The organism is Duncaniella muris (assembly GCF_003024805.1).
In the GTDB taxonomy this organism is placed as follows: domain Bacteria; phylum Bacteroidota; class Bacteroidia; order Bacteroidales; family Muribaculaceae; genus Duncaniella; species Duncaniella muris.
The window spans coordinates 16,028-38,123 of the sequence record NZ_PUEC01000030.1; the positions used below are offsets into that span (position 1 = coordinate 16,028).

Sequence of the window (22,096 nt, forward strand, 5' to 3'; positions counted from 1 at the left end):
CTTATTAAGATTTTTTTAGCTTCCACCGGGCTAAACCTTACTACTTACATATAACAACCATGATCTCAGCGATTTAATCATTCAGCCCACACAGCCGCGGGCAGCTTACCCGTTTAGAAATTTGCTATTTTAAGACCTATACAAAAGGAAATTTGTCAATATATTTGCTAATCTACAAACAAAGTGTTACTTTTGCAACATCTCGAAAGATTTTTTAAGATTGTTTTTTTGTTCAGATTCATAGTAAATAACTGAAGATATGATTTTAAATGGTAAAAAGGTCAGCTCAGGCTGGCTATTTGTTATGACTGCATTGATCGCAGCAAGCATCATCGGAGTAAAATCAGAATTTTCTGAAGAACTCTTCACTCTACCCGGAGACCACCTTTGGGCCAACATAGCATGGATGATAACCGCCACCATATTCGTGCTCATGATGACTCCGGGGCTGTCATTTTTCTACGGCGGTATGGTCAGGCCGAAAAATGTGATCTCCACGATGCTACAGAGCTTCATTGTCATGGGCTTTGTAAGTGTAATCTGGGTCGTGTTCGGCTTCGGTCTCGCTTTCGGTGACGATGTCTGGCATGTCATTGGAAACCCTGCCGACTTCTTCATGATGAAAAATGTAGGTGTAGGCAATATTACTGATGTAAAAACAGATCTGTCGCAGATCGGAATAGCCACTACCACAATACCCCTTGCCCTGTTTGCACTTTTCCAGATGAAATTCGCCATAATTACCCCCTCGCTTATCACCGGGGCCTTTGCGGAACGTGTCCATTTCTCAGGCTATCTGTTGTTTATGGTACTCTGGACTATCATAGTATATTGCCCGTTGGCACACTGCACATGGCATCCGGAAGGTCTGTTCGGCATGATGCATGTACATGACTATGCAGGGGGTATAGTGGTCCACGCAGCTTCCGGAATCGCGGCTCTGGCAGGTGCGATGTTTCTCGGACGCCGCCATCAGGAAGCAGGCGAAAGCATCAAGCCGGCCAATGTTCCGTTTGTCCTGCTCGGCGCGGCTTTGCTATGGCTCGGTTGGTTCGGATTCAACGGCGGAAGCTCACTTGCCGCTGACGGGATTGCCGTAGCTGCGTTTCTCAACACAAACACAGCAGCTGCAGTCGCAATGGTCGGCTGGATCACACTTGACGCTATCCGCGGGCACAAGCCTTCGGCTATGGGCGCTGCCATCGGAGCAGTGGTCGGTCTGGTTGCCATCACACCCTGCGCCGGTTGGGTAACGCTCGGCCAAAGCATATTCATAGCGCTGTTCATAACCATATGCTGCAATATGGCGGTTGCCTGGAAAGGCTACAGCAATCTTCTTGATGATGCACTTGACGTGTTTCCCACTCATGGCCTCGGCGGCATCATCGGCACAATCCTCACCGGCGTTTTCGCTTATGACTTCTTTGCTCAGGGTAATCCCGACATGATTTCCCGCAGTGAATTCTTCCGGAACCATATTATTGTACTCGCACTGGTATTTATCTACACATTCATAATGAGCTACGGCCTCTACTGGCTTACAGATAAAATCATCCCAATGAGAGTTTCCGGCTGGAACGAACACCTCGGACTCGATGCCTCACAGCATGGCGAGGAATATGCGGCCGAGACACTCCCGTCAGACAACGACTGGATGAAAAGTGTGGAAGAAAACTGATCTGAATCCTATATATAATACGTCTGACTCTAATAATACAAATGTATATGCAGAAAACTATCAGGAATGCCGAAGGGCTCTATGACCCACGGTTCGAACATGACGCCTGTGGTGTCGGGCTGCTGGTCAACGTGCGTGGAATCAAGTCACACCAGCTTGTCGAGAAAGGTCTCCAGGTTCTGGAACATATGGTCCACCGCGGGGCGGAAGGTGCTGACCCCAAAACCGGCGACGGAGCTGGAATCATGGTCCAGATTCCACATGAATTCATTCTCCTGCAAGGAATTCCTGTGCCTGAAAAAGGACGTTATGGAGCCGGACTGGTATTCATGCCTCATGACGAAGACTCTCGCCAGATAATGCTCGGCATAATCGAACGCGAAGCCATTGACTTAGGGCTGAAACTGATCGCCGTCCGCGATGTACCGACAAACAACGAGCAGCTTGGATCTGTGGCACGCGCCGCCGAACCATGCATCAAACAGATTTTCGTTGCTGATGAAGAAAGCGACAAACCGGTGGAGCTACGCCTTTACCTGCTGCGCAAAGCCGTTGAGAACAAGGTGCGATCACTCTCGCTTGAGGGAAAAGATAATTTCTACATTGTCTCACTGTCATCACGCATCATTGTCTATAAAGGTATGCTGTCGAGCCTTCAGCTGCGCTATTATTTTCCTGACCTTATGAACCCGCGTTTCACCACAGCGATGGCGCTTGTTCATTCCCGCTTCAGCACCAATACCTTTCCCACCTGGTCTCTGGCCCAGCCTTTCAGAATGCTCGGTCATAACGGTGAGATAAACACCATCCAGGGAAACAGGCTGTGGATGAAAGCCCGTGAGTGTATGCTGAAACCGGCAGTCTTCGGCGAACGAAACATGGCTCCGGTCATTCAGCCCGGCATGAGCGATTCTGCATCACTTGACAATGTGCTTGAATTTTTCGTCATGTCAGGCATGAGTCTGCCTCGCGCACTGGCCATGCTCATACCGGAGTCATTCAACGACAAGAATCCTATTTCCCCGGAGCTTAAAGCATTCTACGAATACAACTCGATCCTCATGGAAGCCTGGGACGGCCCGGCAGCTCTATTGTTCAGCGATGGCCGTTATGCCGGAGGTATGCTTGACCGCAACGGCCTGCGCCCGGCCCGCTACCTCATCACAAATAATGACACTATAGTACTTGCATCGGAAATGGGCGTGCTTCCATTCGAGGCTTCGGAAGTCAAAGAAAAAGGCAGACTGCGTCCCGGCAAAATGCTCATGGTCGACATGGAAGAGGGAAAGATTTATCACGATGCAGAACTCAAAGAGGCTCTTGCTTCCGAATTCCCTTATCGCGACTGGCTTTCGCGCAACAGGATCAACCTTGACAATATCAGCTCAGGCCGTAAGGTTGAGAACACCGTAACGGATTTCCGCCGCAAGCTTCACGCATTCCTCTATAACCGCGAAGAGGTCGAGAAGATAATCACCCCTATGCTGACAGACGGGAAGGAGCCTGTCAACTCGATGGGCAAAGACACCCCTCTTGCAGTTCTATCGGAAGAACCACAGTTACTCTTCAACTATTTCCGTCAGCATTTCGCTCAGGTCACCAACCCAGCCATAGATCCGCTGCGTGAAGAGCTTGTCATGAGTCTTGACAGCTATATCGGAGCCGTGAAACTTAATTTGCTTGATCCGTCGCCTGAGTTATGCAAGATGGTTCTGCTCAAGAGGCCTATCATCACTAACCGCGAACTCGACTTGCTCTGCAATCTGCGCTACAAGGGCTTCAATACCCGCAAATTGTCTATGACCTTCCCTGCGGCTGAAGGACATGAAGGTCTTGTAAAGGCAATAGAGCGCCTCTGCCGCGAAGCCGAAGAGGCTGTGGATGAAGGCTGCAACTACGTTATTCTGTCAGACCGTGGGGTTGACAGTGAGAACGCACCCGTACCGTCACTTTTGGCAACCTCTGCGGTCCATCACCATCTCATCGACTGCAAAAAACGCGTACAGACAGCTCTGATCATCGAGACCGCCGATGCCCGCGAGGTAATGCACTTCGCATTGCTCAGCGGTTATGGGGCAAGTGCCGTCAATCCGTATCTTGCCTTTGCCGTGATTGACGATATTGTAAAGCGCCACGACATACAGCTTGACTTCGACACCGCCTCAAAAAACTATATCAAGGCCGTTGACAAAGGATTGCTGAAAGTTATGTCGAAAATGGGAATATCGACAATCACAAGCTACAAAGGCGCGCAACTCTTTGAAGCCGTCGGACTGTCCGAGGGCATGTGTCGTGAATATTTCGGCAACACGGTCAGCAAAATAGGCGGCGTAGACATAGGACTGCTGTCACGCGACATAACCGCCGCACATAAAGAAGCTTTTTCAGAAGACTTCAACACCGAAAGTCCGCTGCCGTTCATAGGCCAGTATGCATTCCGCAAAGACGGCGAAAGCCATGCCTGGAATCCTGAGACAATCGCCACGCTGCAACTTGCCACCCGCCTCGGTAGCTATAAAAAGTTCAAAGAGTTCACATCGCTGGTCGACAATAAGCCCAAGCCCATATTCATCCGCGATTTTCTTGATTTCAAAAAAGGGACGCCCATATCGCTTGATGAAGTAGAGTCAGAAGAAGATATCATGAAGCGCTTTGTCACCGGCGCAATGAGCTTCGGGTCAATCAGCCGTGAGGCTCATGAAGCGCTCGGCATAGCCATGAATGCTATTGGTGCGCGCAGCAATACAGGCGAGGGAGGTGAAGACCCCGAACGCTTTGCCCAGCGTCCTGACGGTTCATCTGCCCGTTCTGCCATCAAACAGGTGGCATCAGGCCGCTTCGGCGTGACAACCGAATATCTTGTCAACGCCGATGAAATACAGATCAAGGTAGCGCAGGGGGCCAAACCGGGTGAGGGAGGCCAGCTTCCGGGATTCAAGGTCGACAAGATCATAGCCCGGACACGCCACTCGATTCCGGGCATTTCGCTCATCTCTCCCCCGCCCCACCATGACATATATTCCATCGAAGATCTCGCGCAACTCATTTTTGACCTCAAAAATGTCAACCCTGCGGCTAAAGTAAGCGTAAAACTTGTATCGGAGAGCGGAGTAGGAACAATTGCAGCCGGAGTAGCCAAAGCAAAAAGCGATCTCATAACAATCAGTGGCAGCGATGGTGGCACGGGAGCCTCTCCGGCAAGTTCGATCCGCTATGCCGGCGTACCGGTAGAGATCGGACTGGCCGAGACGCAGCAGACCCTTGTCATCAACAATCTGCGCGGACAAGTGAAACTCCAGGCCGACGGACAGCTCAAAAGCGCACGCGATGTGATCATCATGGCGATGCTCGGAGCGGAAGAATACGGCTTTGCCACGAGCGCACTTATTGTGCTCGGCTGCGTCATGATGCGCAAATGTCACAAAAACACCTGTCCGGTGGGCGTAGCGACCCAGAATGAGGAACTGCGTAAACGTTTTGCCGGACGCTCGGAATATGTTGTCAACTTTTTCCGTTTCCTTGCCCGTGAAATCAGAGAGACTTTAGCCGAGACTGGCGTGAGGAAACTCGATGAAATCATAGGCCGTACCGATATGCTCTTTGTCAAAGCCGGTATGGAAAATGGGAAAACCGCCGGACTCGACTTCAGCAGGCTGCTTCATATGCCGGAAGAGACACAGACAAACGCCATAATAAATGTAATAACACAAAAGCATGACATCGACCGTGTGCTTGACCGCGAGATCATAAGCCGTTGCTATCCTGCCATCGAATCAGGAATGCCGGTAGAACTTGAATTCCCGATCTGCAACACAGACCGATCTGTCGGAGCCATGCTGTCAGGTGTGATAGCTAAAAAATTCGGCAATAACGGACTTCCTGACAACACCATCAACTGCACTTTCAAAGGAGCGGCCGGACAGAGTTTCGGAGCATTCCTCGCCCACGGAATTTCATTCCGCCTGGAGGGAGACGCCAATGACTACGTAGGCAAGGGCCTATCCGGAGGCAAGATCTTAATCGTGCCCCCTCAGGGATCCTCATTCAAGCCTCAGGAAAACATCATTGCAGGAAACACCATATTATATGGTGCCACATCAGGCGAAATCTATATCAACGGCCGTGTGGGCGAACGTTTCTGCGTCAGAAACTCCGGAGCAACCGCAGTGGTTGAAGGTGTCGGAGACCACTGCTGCGAGTACATGACCGGCGGCCGCACCGTAGTTCTTGGCTCTACCGGGCGTAACTTCGCAGCCGGCATGAGCGGAGGCATCGCTTATGTCTGGAATCCTGACGGCGATTTTGACTACTTCTGCAACATGGAAATGGTGGAACTCTCTCTGATCGAGGAGATGGCTGACAACCGTGAGCTATACAAACTCATCAGCAACCACTACCGCCATACCCACAGTCCGCTCGCCGGAGCCATGCTTGATGACTGGGACAACTATGTGGGTCAGTTCATAAAAGTGATTCCTATCGAATACAAGAAGGTGCTTCACGATGAAAAAGTGGCAAATCTTGAGCGTCGAATAGCCTCCATGCAGATGGACTGATCACCGGAAGGCTCTCAAAAATCCGTTATTACACCACCACACTCTAACGCAATCAAAAAAATGGGAAATCCTACTGCATTTCTTAATATACCGCGCAAGGAAGCCGGCTATCGCCCGGTGCACGATCGCGTCAATGACTATGGAGAAGTCGAGCAGACTCTCAACACTGAAGACCGCCGCCTGCAAGCATCACGCTGCATGGAATGCGGAGTGCCATTCTGCCACTGGAGCTGTCCGCTTGGCAACAGGCAGCCTGAATGGCAGGACCGCCTGTATAAAAACGATATCAAAGGTGCATATGAACTGCTGACAATGACCGATGACTTCCCGGAATTCACCGGGCGCGTCTGTCCGGCTCTCTGTGAGAAAGGCTGTGTGCTCAACAAGCAGCACGAGGCCGTCACTATCCGTGAGAATGAGGCAGCCATAGTGGAGCGAGCCTTCGCCGAAGGCTATGTGACATCCCGCCCACCAAAAAAACGTAGCGGCCGGCGCGTAGCGGTGATAGGATCAGGGCCTGCCGGACTTGCCTGTGCCAACCAACTCAACCAGAAAGGCCACAGTGTGACTGTCTTTGAAAAAAACGAAGCTCCCGGAGGTTTGCTCCGCTTTGGCATACCTGATTTCAAGCTGAACAAAAGCATTATCGACCGCCGTCTGAATCTGCTGAAAGAAGAAGGCATAGAGTTTCGATGCGGAGTCAAGGCAGGAACAGACATCTCAATCGAAGATCTATTGAAAGACTTCGATGCTGTCTGCCTGGCAATGGGTGCGGAAGTGGCCCGTGATCTCAATGTGGAAGGACGAGATCTGAAAGGAGTTCATTTCGCTCTTGAACTTCTTCAGCAGCAGAACAGAGTAAATGCCGGAGTAGAGATCAGCCGTGAAAACCGAATTTCAGCCAAAGGGAAAAACGTGCTTGTGATCGGCGGCGGCGACACGGGGAGCGACTGTGTGGGCACAGCTCACAGGCAAGGCGCGCTTTCAGTCACTCAGATAGAGATCATGCCCAAGCCTCCAGTCGGTGACAATCCAGACACTCCGTGGCCCTACTGGCCTGTAGTGCTCAAAACTTCGAGTTCACATCTTGAAGGATGTGATCGCAGATGGCTGCTTGACACCCGCAAGTTCATCGCCGACAGGGAGGGTCGCGTCAAGGAAGTGGAAGTTGAAGAAGTCAGATGGGAAAAGGAGCCTGAAAGCGGACGCATGAAGCTGATACATACCGGTAATACCGATGTGATCAAAGCAGAACTTGTACTGCTGGCTATGGGGTTCACCAATCCGGTTGCAGAAGGTATAATCGATGCTCTCAAAGTCGACAAGGACGCCCGTGGCAATGTCTGCACCGACTCCTCAGGCCAGTCAAGCGTCAAGAAAGTGTTCGCAGCCGGCGATGTTGCCACCGGAGCATCACTTGTAGTCCGCTGCATCGCTTCCGGACGGAATGCCGCCAAGGGAATTCACGCCTACCTCTCAAGCCTCAACCAAGACTGACGGCGCGGCTAGTCTGTGATCGGACTATTGAAAGAAATCCACCTATTATATCGGCGCCACAGTTGCTTATAATGCTTTCCGGATGAAACTGAAGGCCAAAAACCGGCAATTCAGTATGGCGTACAGACATTATGTTGCCGTCTTCGTCTTGCGAACTTACTGCAAGCGATGGCGGCAGCGTTTCTTTTGCCACAATCCATGAATGGTAACGCCCTACAGTAATTGCCTCACACTCTATACATCCGAGCAACGGATCAGAAGAATCGACATTTTTCAATCTCGACAGATGACCGTGAGCAGGATGGTCAAGATGCGTGAGCGATGCGCCGAAATACTCAGCTATCGCCTGACATCCGAGACAGATTCCCAGAATCGGTTTGGTATGCGAACACAAATCAATAGCTTTCATCAGACCTGACGCTTCTGCCGGCAAACCCGGTCCGGGGGAGATTATAAGCGCATCATAATTATCAATACTGTCAAATGGAATTTCATCGTTTTTGACCACATTCCACGAAAACTGGAACGGCATCCTGCTGACACAGTCTCTCAATAGCCCTATTATGTTATGGACAAATGAATCGTGGTTGTCAATAATAAGCAGCCGCATATGCGTTGATGTGATTCTGTCGGTCTTTATGGTCTGATTAATGCCGAACTTCGGGGCTGCAAAATTACATTTTATTTAATATCCATCCAATTATTTTCATAATTTTGTGGTCTGTAACCATCAGACACCGACCAATGCCTTACCCGACTATTTCTCGTGAAGAACTGCGCAGACAGATGAACGATCTGGGGCGCAAGCGTATCCCTTTCATATGGGGAGTTGATTTTGATGCCAGCAATGGGTTTGTCAGAGATGATATCCGGGAGTGCCGCGAAATTCTGTGGTCTGTCAACGGTGTAGGTAATATCGATGCAGAAGACCAATGCCAGCCACAGCCATCACTCAGAATTGTCGAAGTAACTGACATTCGTGACTATCGGTCTATGTTTGACACTGTAACGAATGGGCTGATGCGCGGCGACTCGTTCCTGACAAACCTTACTGTACGCACAAAGGTGACATGCAGTTGCTCGCTCAAAGAACTGTTCTGCCATGTCAAGGCTCCTTACAAAATACTGATTGGCGACGAGTTTGTGTGTTTCTCCCCAGAACCGTTTGTAAGAATATCCGAAGGCCGTATATCCACCTACCCTATGAAAGGTACGATCGACGCCTCGATTCCGCATGCCGAAGAAACTCTGATGACAGACTATAAGGAATTGTGCGAACATTACACCATAGTCGACCTTATGCGCAATGATCTGAATTCAGTTGCTGAGAATGTAAGAGTAGACCGGTTCCGATATGTTGAAAAGATATTTGCCACAAACAAGACCATCCTCCAGACCAGTTCTGAAATATCAGGCAGCCTTCCGGCTGGAAAAGAATTTGATTTTGGCGATCTGATTCTGCCTCTGTTACCTGCAGGAAGCATCACGGGGGCACCCAAAGAGGCCACTGTCCGCCTTATCAAAAGCGCCGAAGACGCACCGCGCGGATGGTACACCGGTGTATTCGGGTTCTTCGACGGGAAGATTATGGACTCCGCTGTGATGATCCGCTGTGTGCAACGCGATAACGATGGTTCGCTCTACTTCCACAGCGGAGGTGGAATTACGATAAACAGCCAATGCGACAACGAGTACCAGGAGGTACTGACAAAAGTATATCTGCCACAATGACCCAGAATAACCCGCTATTCATTGAAACCATACGCTGGAGCGATGGAAAATTCCATTTGCTCGAACTGCATCGCAGACGCATGGAGAGAACACGTCTTGAAGTATTCGGCTCTGCTTGCGGAGTGCCTGACCTGACATGGCTTCCGCCTGTACCTGAAAATCTGAAAAACCAGACTGTGAAATGCAGGGTGATTTATGACATTGCAATACGCAGCGTAGAGTTTGAGCCGTATGCTCAACGGAAAGTCGGATCGCTGAAAATCGTTGATGGCGGGGGCATCGACTACCACCTCAAGTATCACGACAGGAGTGCGCTCTCAGGACTCGCAGGGATGCGAGGTGATGCCGATGAAGTGATAATAGTGAAAGACGGTTTCATCACCGACACATCCTACTCAAATCTGATTTTTGCAGCCGGTGACCGTCTGCTCACCTCTGACCGCCCGCTACTTCACGGAGTAATGCTGTCACATCTGCTCGAATCCGGAAAAGTATCGGCTGCCACTCTAAGACCGGATGACATCCTGCCTGGCAACCGCTACGGGATAACAAGTGCATTCATGGTAAACGCTATGCTTCCGCTTGATACAGCAAAGCCCATTGATATCAGCAACATAATCAGATGACCTACATCCGGGTTCTCACCAAGGTCAGAAAAGCGTAGCTTACGGATGTACGCGGGTCAGTATGTTCAAAAGTGATTGCATCCGGATTAAAAGGCTGCAATCCGTGTTCTGTCCAGACTGACCATTCGGCCATTCCAAGTTTCGGAAAAAGAGTGTCAGCATCAGGTGCGACCGCGTCAATCAGAGTCAGTTCGATTCTGTCAGTCGTACTCAGAGCCTGACGATAGATCTCTCCACCACCTATAATATATGGCGCCGGGCTGTCAGGTCCACAAAGCGCAATCGCCTTCTCAAAAGAAGAGACTGCCTCGATGCCCGGAGCCTTATAAGCCTGATTGCGGGTCACTACAATATTGCGACGTCCTGGAAGAGCTCCTTTCGGAAAAGATTCGAATGTACGCCGCCCCATGATTATAGGATGTCCCATAGTGAGCGATTTGAATCTTTTCTGGTCTTCGCTTATATGATACAGCAGATCGCCGTCACGCCCGATGGCGAAATCACGTGTGCATGCCACGATTATCGCAGGGGCTGAGATTGATGTCGGAACTGTCATACGGCAACTGTAGCTTTGATGTGGGGCTGGGCTTCGTAATCTTCAAGCTGAAAGTCCTCATATTTGAAATCGAATATATCCTTCACTTCGGGATTGATGCGCATACGCGGCAGACGTCCGGGAGTACGCTGAAGCTGAGTGCGCACCTGCTCGAAATGATTGTGATATATATGAGTGTCACCGAGAGTGTGGATGAACTCTCCCGGTTGCAGGCCTGTTACCTGCGCCACCATCATTAGCAGAAGTGCATATGATGCAATATTGAATGGCACACCGAGGAAGCAGTCGGCACTACGCTGATAGAGCATCAGTGACAGACGGCCGTCAGCCACATAGAACTGAAACAGCAGATGACATGGAGGAAGCGACATCTGAGGCAGAGCGGCTACATTCCACGCACTTACTATTATTCGGCGCGATTCGGGATTTTCGCGTATGGTGCGGATCACCTCCGAAATCTGGTCTATATGACCCCCGCTGTAATCAGGCCACGAACGCCACTGGGATCCATAGACCGGACCAAGCTCTCCATCGGCATCAGCCCACTCATTCCAGATACGCACTCCGTTTTCCTGCAGGTAATGTACATTTGTATCTCCTTTCAGAAACCAGAGAAGTTCATAGATTATCGACTTCAGATGCAATTTCTTGGTTGTCAGCAACGGGAACCCCTCACTGAGATCAAATCGCATCTGGTGTCCGAAAATGCTGCGGGTTCCGGTCCCGGTTCTGTCACCGCGGTCAATGCCCTCGGTCATTATTTTGTCGAGCAGGTCGAGATATTGTTTCATGATTATTCAATTTTTATACTCTTTGGGATATCAGGAGATTCCGTTTACAACAATCGCTTTCGGTCGCGAGGGGCAGACATACTGACAAGCCCCGCAGCCTATGCAGCGGGAAGCATCCACAACCGGTAATGGCCCGTTACAGCCGGAAGCCGGCGTCATGCTTATGGCATCGGCCGGACAGCGCCTTGAACATGCACCGCAGTTCACACCATCATTATAGGAAATACACAATGATCGGTCTACATCAGCAAGTCCTACCCGGCTACGGCGTTTCTCGGATATGGTCAACGGATGCAATGCCCCCGTGGGACACAGGTCGGCACATCGCGTGCAGTCATAGATACACCATGACAGATCGTAGTCCTTTACGGGATGTAGTGCCCTGAGCAGACCATACTCCTCCAAAGATGCTTTAAGCACTCCCTGCGGGCAGTGACTGATGCAGAGTCCGCAAGAGGTGCATCGGTCAAGAAATTCCCGGCGGCTACGTACACCCGGCGGCGGCACTGCAAGCATACGGCGCCGTGGCGACACAAATGCAAGCGCGTCAGCAGCCTTTGCCACCATAGGAGCCGCCGCGACAACAGCGCCCACAGTCAAAAATTTACGCCGGTCAAGTAGTTTCGGCTCTGTTACCGAAACTTCGCTCTTATCAGTTTTGTGACCGGAAACAGTCTCCAGATGCCCCCCCTGCATTCCGGCAGCCGATCCGGCAATCGGGTTGCGGACCTTCTGCATCAGAGGGATTGACAGCTGATGACGGTTGAACGTATAACTTATCGCATCATTGGGACAATCAGAAAGACAATCAAAACAGACAACGCAGCGTGATGTATCGACCACGTGACTGCTGAGATCAATACACGACGATTTACATCTATGCTCACACTTTCGACACTGAATACACTTGTCAGTATTGATATCGATATGAAAAATAGAATATTTTGAGACAAAACTCAGAGTTGTACCTACAGGGCATACAGAATTACACAGTGTACGTCCATGCAGAAATGCGATAAGGCCCACTATAAGCATAGTCACTACGGCAATCGAAATACCGAGACCGGAAGCCACGGCAACACGTAACTGCGGTTGCTTTTCAATTTCATACCAGGCATTCAGGATCTCACCCCAAATAGGCCTGACAACATTCAGGCCAAAGCGTCCGAAGACGCTATAAGGATCAAAAAATGATGTCACCGCTGAAATGCCAAGAAAGATCGAAAGTACCACAATAAACAACGAAATGTGGCGCAATGAAGTGTGAGGCAAAGAATAATGATAGTGCCAGCGGGGCTTGACGCGCCTGCGCATACGGGGTAAACGGGAACAAAGATCCTGATATATACCAAGCGGACAGAATGTCGAGCAGTAAATTCGGCCAAAAAGCAGCGTCACGATAAGCCATATCACAAATGTAGCCAATGAGAATGCCATTGCCGCAGGAAATATCTGGACTTTGGCAAGCCATGAAGCCACAGCCGGTACTGTCTGCCCGTAATCGGCAAACAGGCCTACGAGCAGCGAAAAGACAACTATCGCAACCAGAGTGCGCCCCAGGCGGAGACTATTGACAGACTTCTTCATTTTTCAAGACAACGAAGATTACGTACCAGATCGGTCAAGGCTGTGATCTGCGCCATGCGACGCGGTATGTCGATGTGGTCGGGACACATCGGCAGACACTGGCCACAGTTTATGCAGTGCTGGGCCTGCTGAGGATCGGGGATACTGTTACAGAAACGGTCAAAGAAAATATCAGCCTTGGATTTGAAATCCTGATCGTCAAGCTCACCGGGAAGATAGCCGCGATACCGGGCCTGATCTACAAAAATAAGATTGTCAGGGATGTTGATGCCATACGGACAAGGCATACAGTTGTCACAGGCCACACAGTCAATCTGGCTGATAGGTTCATAAGCATCAGCCACACGCGGCGAAACGTTCTCTACCTCGGCAAGAGCTTCCGGACGCGTCCCACACGAAGTGAAGGCCATCGAGCCAAAAGCGATTCCGCCTACACGGCCAAGCCATTGCCGGCGGTTCATTCTCTGCATGATCCGGAGTCTGATAGGGTTGCTACAGCTAAAGCCGAAATTCCCTCGCCACGGCCTTCGAACCCAAGACGTTCGGTAGTGGTGGCCTTGACAGAGACGCAACGAGAGGGGATATCCAGATCTGAAGCGACATTTTCAATCATCTGAGGAATGAATGTCAGAAGTTTCGGGCGCTGGGCCACAATTGTCACATCTACGTTGTTGATAGAAAAACCCTCTCCGACAATCAGCTCGACCACACGTCGCAGAAGCACACGCGAGTCTGCTCCGGCATAAGTCTGGTCTGTGTCAGGAAAATGATAGCCTATATCACGCATGGCTGCTGCTCCAAGAAGAGCGTCAGCCAAAGCATGAAGGGCTACATCGGCATCACTATGACCGAGAAGCCCTTTTTCATAAGGTATTTTTACACCGCAGAGTATAAGATCGCGATTGTCTGTCAGACGATGAACGTCATAACCCATTCCGGTACGTATCATCATGATTCTAATTTTATTTTCGTCCAAAAATTTCCTTTATACCGTCCATGTCGAAAGTGAGCGTGAAACGGAGAGTCTGGTCGAGAGGTGAGGTCTGGGCTGTGGCAAGCATATAGCTGGCATCAAGACGTAGCACATTCAGAGCGAAACCGGCTCCGAGACCGAAATACTGAAGATTGCCCTTGGTGGGGTTCTGGTAATAATATCCGGCCCGCAGGAAAAACTGCTGGTTATAATTGTATTCCGCGCCAAGCGACCAAGAAATCTCACGAAGTTCCTCTTTCAATCCGCCAGGAGCATCGGTGAACGATTTGAAAATTCCGGTGATCGGCGACATATTGCGCCAGTCATCCTCCGCTATCACCCACTCTTTTTCACCTTCAATATCATCCGGGTAGTCCGAACGGCGAGGTTTGGTAGGCACAAGAAGCTTATTGAGGTCAAGATTGAAAGCTATATTGTGATAATCGGCAAGAGGATAAGTGAATGATGTCCCGATTTTCAGATTGGTCGGAAGGAATGCCGGGTTGTCACCATTCTGATATTCGACCTTCGACCCTATATTTGAAATGTTCCATCCCCATGACCACTGGCATTCATTGCGGCCTATGATCGGGTATGAAGTGAAATAACCTGCAATATCAGCGGCAAAAGCCGATGCCCCCGTAGACTGGCTCGCGTCACTGTCATAGCCGAATCCAAGGTCACTGTATATGTAGCGGAAAACTATACCCATAGAGAACTTCTCGGAGAGTTTACGCGAGTAACCGACATCAATCGACATTTCATACGGGTTCAGAGTCTGTCCGGCAGAGCCTCCGGTTGGATCTGTTGTCACCTCACCGAGTGAGAAATAGCGCAATGAGGCCGATACAGCCTGATTGTCTTCCGAGCCGACCTTCCAATAGCCTGAAAGATTTGCAAGAAAAATATCATTGACAAGTTTACGCAGCCAGGGAGTATAGCTGAGCGACACAGCGGCCTGTGAATAGGCAAAGGCATATTTTGACGGATTCCAGAACTGACTGTTGGCATCCGGTTCAGTCGCTGCTCCAAGATCGCCCATCGAAGCGCCTCGCGCATCCGGAGCGATGTTCAGCGAGTTGACACCGGTCTCAACCGGATTGAAGTCATTTTTGTCCTGAGCGACAGCCGAAAAAGGCGTCCCGGCAAAGACACATATTGTCAGTAATATTATTAGGCGGAATAGACGCATGATGCAAAAACAAATATTTATACAAATTTATAACTGAATTTCCGGCTTTTTATTGTCCGGTGGCCGTAGAAATCCATATCACTATTTTTAGGTATTTCCTATTATATAAATAATTATTAAGTTTGCATCCCCGTTTTGCAGCCATATCTGCGAAACTGCATTATTATAACGTTTTTATCCATGCGACTATCCGATCTTAAACCGGGCGAAACCGGAATAGTAGTGAAAATACTTGGCCACGGAGCCTTCCGCAAGCGAATGCTGGAAATGGGCTTCGTCAGAGGCCGTGAAGTCAAAGTGTTGCTTGACGCTCCTCTTCACGATCCTGTGAAATATCAGATAATGGACTATGAGGTTTCTCTCCGCCGGTCTGAAGCCGAACTGGTCGAAATAATTGCTGATAATGAAAAAAGTGATACCGCAGGAACCGCGGTGATCAACCACACCGAGACCATCAGTGAGAAAGCCATGCCTGTTCAGGCTCATGAAAAAGGGCTGCGAACCATAAATGTAGCCCTCATTGGCAATCCCAACTGCGGCAAAACCACGCTGTTCAATATTGCCTCAGGAGCTCGCGAGCATGTAGGCAATTACAGTGGTGTCACTGTCGATGCCAAATCAGGCACATTCAAATACAAAGGATTCCGTTTCAATATTGTCGACCTGCCAGGCACCTACTCTCTGGCGTCATACTCTCCGGAGGAACTATATGTCAGACGATATCTGAAGGAAAAGACTCCTGACGTGATCATTAATGTGGTTGATGCCTCCAATCTTGAACGCAACCTATATCTGACCACCGAGCTGATCGACATGGACCGGAGTATGGTCATAGCTCTCAATATGGCTGACGAACTTGAACGCTCAGGGCGGAAACTCGACTTCAAAACCCTTGGCGAGATGATCGGTGTGCCAATAGTCCCCACTTCAGCCCGCAACGGATCCGGCATAAATGAACTTTTCGACACCGTGATAAGCGTGTTTGAAGGAACCGATCCAGCCGTCAGACACATACACGTGAATCTCGGCAACGATATCGAACAGGCTCTTTCAGAACTCAAAGACACGCTGAAAGAAAACCCGCATATCGGACGACATTTCTCTCCCCGCTACCTCGCTATCAAACTTCTTGAATCAGACTCCGAGGTAGAAGAGATGGTCAGATCTCTTCCTGACGGCAAAGAGATACTTGGGCTTCGCGACAAAAAACTGCAAAAGCTTTCAGAAATTCAAAAAGATGCAGACGTAAACATGTCAATAGCCAATGCCAAATACGGCTTCATAGCCGGCGCTTTGGCCGAGACTCTTGAATCGTCAAAAAAAGAAGAGATCAATTCGACACACATAATCGACACCATAGTCACCAACCGCCTGTTCGGCTTTCCTATATTTATAGGTATAATGGCTTTCATCTTCTGGGCCACATTCGAATTAGGCTCCTACCCGATGGAATGGATCGAAAGTGCTGTCGGATGGCTGGGAGAGATGGTCAGGGAATATATGCCTGACGGCATGATCAAGGATCTGATAGCCGACGGTATCATAGGCGGTGTAGGCGGTGTGATTGTCTTCCTCCCCAACATCCTGATTCTGTATCTATGCATTTCGTTCATGGAAGATTCAGGCTATATGGCCCGTGCGGCGTTTATTATGGACAAGGTGATGCACAGGCTGGGGCTCCACGGCAAATCGTTCATTCCGCTGGTCATGGGCTTCGGCTGTACTGTCCCCTCAATCATGGCCTGCCGGTCTATCGAAAGCCGCTCAAGCCGGCTGATCACCATACTCATAAATCCTTTCATCAGCTGCTCGGCCCGTCTGCCCATCTATGTACTGCTCATAGGGACATTCTTCCCTGACCATACCACTCTGGTGTTCATGTGTCTATACTTCACCGGAATCATAGTGGCCGGATTCACAGCCCGCATGTTGCGCCGCTTCCATTTCGGGCAGGATGTGACGCCGTTCGTCATGGAACTCCCACCATACCGTGTACCGACGCTCAAAGCCACACTGCGCCACATGTGGGGCAAAGGCGAACAGTATCTGCGCAAAATGGGCGGCGTGATCCTTGTAGCAAGTATTATTGTCTGGGCCCTCAACTATTTTCCTCTTCATGACGGACAAAACGCTCAGAATGTGTCAGCCGAAACCGTGACAGACGATTCGGCCATAGACCCATCACGTGACAGCTATCTCGAAATGGCCGGCAAAGCCATAAACCCGCTGCTCGAACCGCTTGGATTCCACTGGCGCGCATCTGTAGCGGCTCTTGCCGGAGTACCGGCCAAAGAGATTGTGGTCTCCACCCTCGGCGTGCTCTATACCGGCGATGAAGAGGCAAGCGAGCAGACCCTTTCAGCCCGCTTGACATCGCCAAACGAAGCCACCGACAAGCCGGATTTCACAGCTGCCGCCGCACTCAGCTTCATGATATTCGTCCTGCTCTATTGCCCCTGCATCGCCACTATAACAGCCATCGTAAAGGAGACCGGCAATCCGCGCTACGGACTATTCTCAGTGCTTTACAACACAGCCATAGCCTGGGTTGTAGCGTTTATCGTATATCGCATAGCGCTCCTTATCTGAGGCCTGCATAGCAAATTTTAGAAGTCCGTTTGGGCAAAACTCACGGAATTTATTTAATTTTGTCGCCGACATGACTCTTGCCTTGTTCATAGCACGTCGGCTCAGCCTGCGCACCGCATCAGGAAGAACGCAGTCTGGAATAGCCATCGCGGTCACCGGAATAGCACTTTCCGTGATCGTGATGTTGCTGTCGATTGCCGTCATGATGGGATTCAAAAACGAAATCCGCCACAAAATCATGGGCTTCGACTCCCAGATCACGATTTCGCTTCACGGACCATCTGACGGGCGCGACGGATCTCTGATCAATATCGACGATCTTGACAGAGCATTGAAGACTCTGCCTCAGAAAGCATCCGCGACACTGACAATCAGGCAGCCTGTCATCCTGAAAACGCCTGACAACTTCACCGGCGCAGTAGTGAAAGGCATGGGCAGGGATCACGACTGGAAATTCGTGAGCGAGAATCTGACAGCGGGAACCATCCCCGACTACAATGCAGATTCAACTCTATATCACACCGTAATCTCACATAACATCGCACAGAAACTGAATGTGGGCTGCGGCGACAAAATCGATGCATATTTTCTGGGAGGTGACACATACCGCACACGACGTTTGAAAATAGCCGGAATTTATGACACGCATTTCAGCGAATATGACAACGCATATATCTTCGCCACATTGCCTATGCTCAGCGCCCTGGCCGGCATTGACGAACGGCTTGGTACCGTGGTGGAGATCAACGGACTTGACAGCGACACAGAAATCTCCGAGACCGCAGGCAAACTGTCAGCCACCCTGATGGACGACATCTACACCGGACGTTCCGACAAATTCTATTCCGTCACCGACGTCCATTCAAGCGCAGCCCTCTACTTCAACTGGCTGGCACTGTTAGACACAAATGTGATTGTCATTCTCACAATCATGTCTCTGCTGACATGCCTGACACTTGTGTCATCGCTTTTCATACTTATTCTTCGCAGGGTCAACATGATCGGCATCCTCAAAGCCCTCGGCGCATCAGATTCACTGATCCGCAGAGCTTTCGTATGGCTGACCATGCGCCTGCTCATCCTGGGACTTCTCATAGGCAATGCGATTGCCATCGGCATAATACTCCTTCAGACCACTACCGGCTTCATACCGCTTGACCCCGAAGCCTATTATCTGGACCATGTCCCCATGGAATTCAATCTGGCCGCACTGCTAATACTGAACGCAGGAATCATCCTCGTTTCGGCGCTTGTGCTGATCCTTCCATCAGCCATAATCACAACCATTCCACCCTCACGTGTAATCAATTACAACTGACCCACCCCCCTTCACCGCAACTCTACACCTAACATCAGCAATATAAACATACGTAATTTTCTCAAAAGAACCACAAAAACATTGCTTTGAGCCAAAAAAAACATTATCTTTGCATTAGTGTTAACCTCAAAGCTATAATACACAGAAAAAAACAACAACATTATCAATATCTAATTAACAGAATGAAAAGAGTTTATACATTTGGAGACGGCAAAGCAGAAGGCAATGCCTCCATGCGCAATCTCCTCGGCGGCAAAGGCGCGAACCTCGCCGAAATGAACCTTCTCGGCATGCCGGTGCCTCCCGGCTTCACTATCACAACCGAAGTCTGCACCGAGTACACCCAGTATGGCCGTGACAAAGTTGTCAAAGATCTTACTGCAGAAGTTCAGGCCGCAATTGCTCACGTCGAGCAGCTCACCGGCAAAAAATTCAACGATCCTGAGAACCCGCTTCTCGTGTCAGTACGCTCAGGTGCCCGCGCATCAATGCCCGGCATGATGGACACCGTCCTCAACCTCGGCATGAACGACGCTACAGTTGAATCTCTCGCCAAAAAGAGCGGCAACGCCCGTTTCGCATGGGACAGCTACCGTCGTTTCGTACAGATGTATGGCGATGTTGTGCTCGGCATGAAGCCCAAAAGCAAAGCTGACATAGATCCCTTCGAAGAAATCATGGACAAGGTCAAGGAAGAAAAAGGCGTCAAACTTGACACCGAACTTACCGTGGAAGACCTCCAGAACCTTGTGAAACTCTTCAAAGCCGCTGTAAAGGAATACACAGGCAAAGACTTCCCCAATGACGCCTGGGAACAGCTTTGGGGCGGCATCTGCGCCGTGTTTGACAGCTGGATGAACGAACGTGCAATTCTCTACCGTCGCATGAACCAGATCCCCGAAGAATGGGGCACAGCCGTCAACGTACAGGCAATGGTCTATGGCAACATGGGCGACAACTCAGCCACAGGCGTGGCATTCAGCCGTGACGCAGCAACCGGCGAAAATATCTTCAACGGCGAATACCTCATCAACGCCCAGGGCGAAGACGTGGTCGCCGGTATCCGCACCCCCCAGCAGATCACAGTAGAAGGCTCACGCCGCTGGGCCGCCCTCCAGGGCATCAGCGAAGAAGTGCGCGCTGAAAAATATCCTTCACTCGAAGAATCAATGCCCGTCTGCGCCGCCGAGCTCATCGCAATAGCAGGCCGTCTTGAAAACTACTACAAAGACATGCAGGATATGGAATTCACCATCCAGGACGGCAAACTCTGGATGCTCCAGACCCGCAACGGCAAACGCACAGGCGCTGCAATGGTAAAGATCGCTATGGACCTTCTCCGCGCAGGCGAAATCGATGAAAAAACCGTGCTCAAGCGCATGGAACCGCAGAAACTCGATGAACTCCTCCACCCCGTGTTCGACAAAGCAGCACTCAAGCGCGCAGAAGTCGTGGCAAAGGGTCTTCCCGCATCTCCCGGCGCAGCCGCCGGCCAGATCGTATTCTCGGCTGAAGAAGCAGAAGCCTAGAGTGAAAAGAAACGCAAAGTCGTGCTCGTCCGCATCGAGACATCTCCTGAAGACCTCCGAGGTATGGCCGTAGCACAAGGTATCCTCACAATGCGCGGCGGTATGACATCTCACGCAGCCGTAGTAGCCCGCGGTATGGGCAAATGCTGTGTGTCAGGTGCAGGCGAAATCCGTGTCGACTACAAAGAAAAAACAGTTGAGATGGGCGGCAAAGTCTACAAAGAAGGTGACTGGATCTCACTCAACGGCTCGACTGGAGAAGTTTACAACGGCCAGGTTCCCACAACCGAACCCGAACTCGGCGGCGACTTCGGCGCAATCATGAATCTTGCGTCCAAATACACCAAGACACTCGTCCGCACTAACGCAGACTCACCCCGCGACGCAAAACAGGCCCGCCACTTCGGCGCACAGGGCATCGGTCTCTGCCGCACAGAACACATGTTCTTCGAAGGCGACCGCATCAAAGCTGTACGCGAAATGATCCTCGCATCTGACGAAGAAGGCCGTCGAGTAGCCCTCGCCAAACTCCTTCCGATGCAGCGTGGCGACTTCGAAGGCATCTTCGAAGCTATGGACGGCTACGGAGTGACCATCCGCCTCCTCGATCCCCCCTTGCACGAATTCGTACCCCACCAGACCGCCACTCAGAAGGTAATGGCCGAAGAAATGGGCATCACCCTCGAAGAAGTAAAGGCCAAGGTTGACTCACTTGAAGAATTCAACCCGATGCTCGGCCACCGTGGCTGTCGTCTCGGCATCACCTACCCCGAAATCACCGAGATGCAGACCCGCGCCATCATCGAAGCCGCCCTCGCAGTCAAAGCCCGCGGAATCGACGTGCACCCCGAAATCATGATTCCTCTCGTAGGCTCACTCAAGGAAATCCAGAACCAGGCCGACGTGATCAACATCACAGCAGCCAAGGTATTCGAAGAAACCGGCCAGAGCGTACCCTACAAAGTAGGAACAATGATCGAAGTGCCCCGTGCAGCCCTCGTTGCCAACCAGATCGCTGAAGTTGCCGACTTCTTCTCATTCGGCACAAATGACCTCACCCAGATGACCTTCGGCTTCTCTCGCGATGACGCACCCAAGTTCCTCAAATTCTACAAGGAACACGGCATCATCAAGACCGATCCCTTTGAAGTACTCGACCAGGAAGGCGTAGGCCAGCTCGTCAGAATGGGCGTTGAAAAAGGACGTGCCACCAAACCCGAACTCAAAGTAGGTATCTGCGGCGAGCATGGCGGCGAACCTTCATCAGTCAAATTCTGCGCCAAACTCGGCATGAACTACGTCAGCTGCTCACCCTACCGTGTGCCCATCGCCCGCGTAGCCGCTGCTCAGGCTGCCATCGAAGAGTAAGACATAACGTAACATAATCCGATAGTTAGGCTGTAACGCTTTGAGAAATCAGGCGTTACAGCCTAAGTTATTCTTAGGAGGTTTGTGCATTTGGCGTCACTTTGT

Annotated in this window: 14 protein-coding genes and 1 pseudogene; 8 read left to right on the forward strand and 7 right to left on the reverse strand. The window is 50.6% G+C overall.

Going from position 1 to position 22,096, the window contains the following annotated elements:
- Positions 1-304 precede the first annotated feature (304 nt).
- The 3 genes from C5O23_RS11545 to C5O23_RS11555 are packed head-to-tail and all read left to right on the forward strand — an operon-like array spanning position 305 to position 7,731.
- Positions 305-1,678, forward strand: coding sequence for an ammonium transporter (locus C5O23_RS11545; protein ID WP_240597823.1), 1,374 nt, complete (start codon positions 305-307; stop codon positions 1,676-1,678).
- 41 nt (positions 1,679-1,719) lie between these two features.
- Positions 1,720-6,234, forward strand: coding sequence for a glutamate synthase large subunit (gltB, locus tag C5O23_RS11550; protein ID WP_107033096.1), 4,515 nt, complete (start codon positions 1,720-1,722; stop codon positions 6,232-6,234).
- A gap of 60 nt (positions 6,235-6,294) precedes the next feature.
- Positions 6,295-7,731 (forward strand): glutamate synthase subunit beta, encoded by a 1,437-nt coding sequence (locus C5O23_RS11555; protein ID WP_107033097.1) that lies wholly within the window; start codon positions 6,295-6,297, stop codon positions 7,729-7,731.
- Here C5O23_RS11555 and C5O23_RS11560 read toward each other — a convergent pair.
- Positions 7,718-8,341, reverse strand: a complete 624-nt coding sequence (locus C5O23_RS11560; RefSeq protein ID WP_107033098.1) for an anthranilate synthase component II — start codon at positions 8,339-8,341, stop codon at positions 7,718-7,720. The genes C5O23_RS11555 and C5O23_RS11560 overlap by 14 nt on opposite strands.
- Positions 8,342-8,475: 134 nt before the next feature.
- Here C5O23_RS11560 and C5O23_RS11565 point away from each other — a divergent pair, with 134 nt between their 5' ends.
- Together C5O23_RS11565 and C5O23_RS11570 are read left to right on the forward strand one after the other, a co-directional pair.
- On the forward strand, positions 8,476-9,462 hold the full coding sequence (locus C5O23_RS11565) for an aminodeoxychorismate synthase component I (RefSeq protein WP_240597825.1): 987 nt from the start codon (positions 8,476-8,478) through the stop codon (positions 9,460-9,462).
- Entirely contained in the window at positions 9,459-10,088 is a 630-nt protein-coding gene (locus C5O23_RS11570; protein ID WP_160630850.1) for an aminotransferase class IV, read from the forward strand. The genes C5O23_RS11565 and C5O23_RS11570 overlap by 4 nt, the downstream gene beginning before the upstream one ends.
- Before the next feature lies 1 nt (position 10,089).
- Here C5O23_RS11570 and C5O23_RS11575 read toward each other — a convergent pair whose 3' ends face one another.
- Genes C5O23_RS11575 through porV form a run of 6 tightly spaced genes read right to left on the reverse strand, consistent with a single transcriptional unit; the run spans position 10,090 to position 15,187 of the window.
- A complete protein-coding gene (locus C5O23_RS11575) occupies positions 10,090-10,644 on the reverse strand; it encodes a dihydrofolate reductase (protein ID WP_107033100.1) in 555 nt (184 codons plus the stop codon).
- Positions 10,641-11,435, reverse strand: coding sequence for a thymidylate synthase (locus C5O23_RS11580; RefSeq protein WP_107033101.1), 795 nt, complete (start codon positions 11,433-11,435; stop codon positions 10,641-10,643). The genes C5O23_RS11575 and C5O23_RS11580 overlap by 4 nt, the downstream gene beginning before the upstream one ends.
- Positions 11,436-11,465: 30 nt before the next feature.
- Positions 11,466-13,022: a 4Fe-4S binding protein gene (locus tag C5O23_RS11585; protein ID WP_107033102.1), complete on the reverse strand. Its 1,557-nt coding sequence runs from the start codon at positions 13,020-13,022 to the stop codon at positions 11,466-11,468.
- Positions 13,019-13,492, reverse strand: coding sequence for a 4Fe-4S dicluster domain-containing protein (locus C5O23_RS11590; RefSeq protein ID WP_107033103.1), 474 nt, complete (start codon positions 13,490-13,492; stop codon positions 13,019-13,021). Before C5O23_RS11590 ends, C5O23_RS11585 begins: the two co-directional genes overlap by 4 nt.
- On the reverse strand, positions 13,480-13,974 hold the full coding sequence (gene ispF, locus C5O23_RS11595; protein ID WP_107033104.1) for a 2-C-methyl-D-erythritol 2,4-cyclodiphosphate synthase: 495 nt from the start codon (positions 13,972-13,974) through the stop codon (positions 13,480-13,482). Before ispF ends, C5O23_RS11590 begins: the two co-directional genes overlap by 13 nt.
- A gap of 10 nt (positions 13,975-13,984) precedes the next feature.
- Positions 13,985-15,187 (reverse strand): type IX secretion system outer membrane channel protein PorV, encoded by a 1,203-nt coding sequence (porV, locus tag C5O23_RS11600; RefSeq protein ID WP_107033105.1) that lies wholly within the window; start codon positions 15,185-15,187, stop codon positions 13,985-13,987.
- A gap of 180 nt (positions 15,188-15,367) precedes the next feature.
- On the opposite strand from porV, the gene feoB reads away from it, so the two are divergent.
- From feoB to ppdK, 3 genes and pseudogenes are all read left to right on the forward strand, one after another.
- Positions 15,368-17,776: a ferrous iron transport protein B gene (feoB, locus tag C5O23_RS11605; RefSeq protein ID WP_107033106.1), complete on the forward strand. Its 2,409-nt coding sequence runs from the start codon at positions 15,368-15,370 to the stop codon at positions 17,774-17,776.
- A 70-nt stretch (positions 17,777-17,846) separates the two neighbouring features.
- Positions 17,847-19,094 carry an ABC transporter permease gene (locus C5O23_RS11610; RefSeq protein ID WP_107033107.1) on the forward strand — a complete coding sequence of 416 codons (1,248 nt, stop codon included), beginning with the start codon at positions 17,847-17,849 and terminating at the stop codon, positions 19,092-19,094.
- A 182-nt stretch (positions 19,095-19,276) separates the two neighbouring features.
- Positions 19,277-21,991, forward strand: a pseudogene (gene ppdK, locus C5O23_RS11615) (pyruvate, phosphate dikinase).
- Positions 21,992-22,096 lie beyond the last annotated feature (105 nt).